Below are 2,839 nucleotides of genomic sequence, written 5' to 3'. Positions count from 1 at the left end.
GGACGCGGCCGCCGCGGTGACATCCGCGACCGTGCCGACGGCGTCGGCGTCCGCCTCCTGCGGGACGGGCCGGGACAGGTCATCGGCGTACCGGCGGTCCGCCGTGCTGTAGCGGGGCGGGATGGGCAGCACGGAGCGGCCGATCGGTTCCGGGGCCTCCGCGCCCTGCACGGCCGGGCGCGGCTCCCGCGGCAGGGTCACCATGAAGGTGGACCCCTCCCCCAGCTCGCCCCACGCCTCGAGCCGGCCGCCGTGCAGCCGGGTGTCCTCGGCGGCGATCGCCAGACCCAGTCCGGACCCGCCGGTGGTGCGCTTGCGTGAGGGGTCGGCCCGCCAGAACCGGTCGAACACGCGCTGCACCTGCTCGGGGCTCATGCCGATGCCGTGGTCCACGACGGCGAACGTGACGGCCTCCTCGTCGGCCGCCACGAGCACGTCCACCGGCCGGCCCTCGGCGTGCTCGATCGCGTTGTTCACCAGGTTGCGCAGGATCCGTTCGATCCGCCGCGGGTCGACCCAGGCGACGTGGCCGTCGGCGCGGTCCCGGTCCATGGGCACCATGTACACGGGCACGCCGATCTGATCGGCCAGCGGCTGAGAGGTGAGCACGACGTCGCGGGCCAGCTCGAGCATGTCCGTGGCCTCGAGGGCGGGGGTGGCGGCGCCGGCGTCGAACCGGGTGATCTCCAGCAGGTCCGCGAGCATGGCCTGGAAGCGGTCCACCTGGTGGTAGAGCAGCTCGGTCGAGCGTCGGCTGACCGGGTCGAAGTCCTCACGCGAGCCGTACAGCACGTCGGCCGCCATCCGCACGGTCGTCAGCGGCGTGCGCAGTTCATGGGAGACGTCCGAGACGAACCGCTGCTGCATCTGGGACAGCTGGGCGAGCTGGCCGATCTGGTCCTGGATGCTGTCCGCCATCCGGTTGAAGGACATGCCCAGGCGGGCCATCTCGTCCTCACCGTCGACCGGCATCCGCACGGCCAGGTTACCGCTCGAGAGGGACTCGGCCGCCCGGGCCGCCTGCTGCACGGGCCGGGTCACACGCCGCGAGACCCACCACGAGACCAGCACGTTGATCACCAGGAATCCGACGCCGAACACCAGCAGCACCCCGAGCACCGAGTCGAGCGAGCTCTGGACGTCCGAGAGGTCGTAGACGAGGTAGAGCCCGTAGGTGGCACCCGGGGGCAGCACCACCTGGGCGCCGAACACGAGGCCGGGCCGGGTGCCGCCGCCGGGGTCCGGCAGCGCCACGCTCGCGTCGTACACGCCCGGCCCGGAGGCGACCGCGTCCTGCAGCTCCTGGGGGATCACCGCGGGATCGAGACCGGCGGAGGAGATCGTCCCCACGTACGCGGACTCGGAGTCCGGCAGCGGGGCGAGGTAGTAGCGGCGGCGGATCGTGGTGCCCGAGTCCCCCTCGAGGGCACGCAGGGTCTGGGTCACCAGCACGTCCGTGCTCTGCGCGTCCGTGGCGGTGGTCTGCGCGAACGTCTCGCGCACCTGACTCAGGCCACGGCGGGCCTCGGCCTGGACCTGCTCGTAGCGGGCCTCGAAGAGGGCCTGGGTGATCTGCTGCGTCAGGAACGCGGCGACCACGAGGCCCGCGAGGATCGAGAGCAGGGCCGCGAGCACCGCCGTGCGCAGCCGCAGGGACCGACGCCACCGGCGGCGCAGCGCACGCCACGCGGGGCCGGGGACCCACGACCGTGGGCGGCCGGCGGCGGGCTCGACCGGCTCGGCGCCGGCCTCGGCCACCGGGCCCGCGCTCACCCCCGGGCCGGACACGGTCATGCCCTCAGCCCTGGCCGGCCTTGTACCCGACGCCCCGGACGGTCAGCACGACGCACGGGTTCTCGGGATCCGGCTCGACCTTGGAGCGCAGGCGCTGGACGTGGACGTTCACGAGCCGGGTGTCGGCCTGGTGCCGGTAGCCCCAGACCTCCTCCAGCAGCATCTCGCGGGTGAAGACGTGGCGCGGCCGCCGGGCGAGGGCCACGAGGAGGTCGAACTCCAGCGGGGTGAGGGCGATGCCGACGCCGCCGCGGGTGACCTGGTGGCCCGCCACATCGATCTCGAGGTCCCCGATGTGCAGGACCTCCGCCGGCTTCGCCTCCCCCTCACGCAGGCGGGCCCGGACGCGGGCCACAAGCTCGGCCGGCTTGAACGGCTTGGGCACGTAGTCGTCCGCACCCGACTCGAGGCCGCGCACCACGTCCGCCGTGTCCGACTTGGCCGTGAGCATCACGATCGGCACGTCCGACTCGGCTCGGATGAGCCTGCAGACCTCGATGCCGTCGATGCCGGGGAGCATGAGGTCCAGCAGCACGAGATCGGGGCGCTCGCGGTGGAACGCGGGCAGTGCGGAGGTGCCGTCCGCGGCGAACGCCGGCTCGAAGCCGTCATTGCGCAGGACGATGCCGATCATCTCGGCCAGCGCCTCGTCGTCGTCCACCACCAGGATCTTGGCCTTGCCCATCCTGACCTCCTCGTCAGCGCTCCCCCCGGCGCCGCGAGCGGGACCGGCCCCGGGCACAGGAAATTTTCAGGATCAGCCCGATGATACCCGCCGGGCGGGCCCGTCCACGGCGGACGACGCCGAAGGTCGCCGGCGCCCGTCGGGGCGCCGGCTCAGCCGCGCAGTTCGGCGAGCCGTGCGGCCAGCTCCTCCGCGTCCCGCCGCAGAGTGCGGAGCACGGCGGGGTCGTGCGACCCCGCCGCCGTGAGGCCGACGTCGCCCACCCGTCCGGGGTCCACCCCCAGCCGTTCCCACGTGCGGACGACGTCGACCGGACGCACGCCCGGCTCGGGGGCCAGGGTCAGCCCGCGCCCGACGTCA

The 2,839-nt window shown here is 73.7% G+C and carries 2 protein-coding genes and 1 pseudogene; all 3 read right to left on the bottom strand.

Annotated features, from left to right (window positions below):
• On the bottom strand, positions 1-1,794 hold a 1,794-nt coding region (mtrB, locus tag D8M29_RS10615; protein WP_148111584.1), incomplete at its 3' end, for an MtrAB system histidine kinase MtrB.
• A gap of 4 nt (positions 1,795-1,798) precedes the next feature.
• Positions 1,799-2,479 (bottom strand): MtrAB system response regulator MtrA, encoded by a 681-nt coding sequence (gene mtrA / locus D8M29_RS10610; RefSeq protein WP_127435606.1) that lies wholly within the window; start codon positions 2,477-2,479, stop codon positions 1,799-1,801.
• A 152-nt stretch (positions 2,480-2,631) separates the two neighbouring features.
• Positions 2,632-2,839, bottom strand: a pseudogene (locus tag D8M29_RS10605) (hypothetical protein); the annotation flags it as partial.

The organism is Micrococcus sp. HSID17227, assembly GCF_003989405.1.
Taxonomy (GTDB): domain Bacteria; phylum Actinomycetota; class Actinomycetes; order Actinomycetales; family Micrococcaceae; genus Micrococcus; species Micrococcus luteus.
Note: the sequence above shows the minus strand (reverse complement) of the source record. Positions and strands in the feature narration are given on the sequence as shown.

Excerpts from the sequence above, each read along its gene's own strand:
- mtrA (WP_127435606.1), bottom strand. The coding sequence starts at position 2,479 with ATGGGCAAGGCCAAGATCCTGGTGGTGGACGACGACGAGGCGCTGGCC.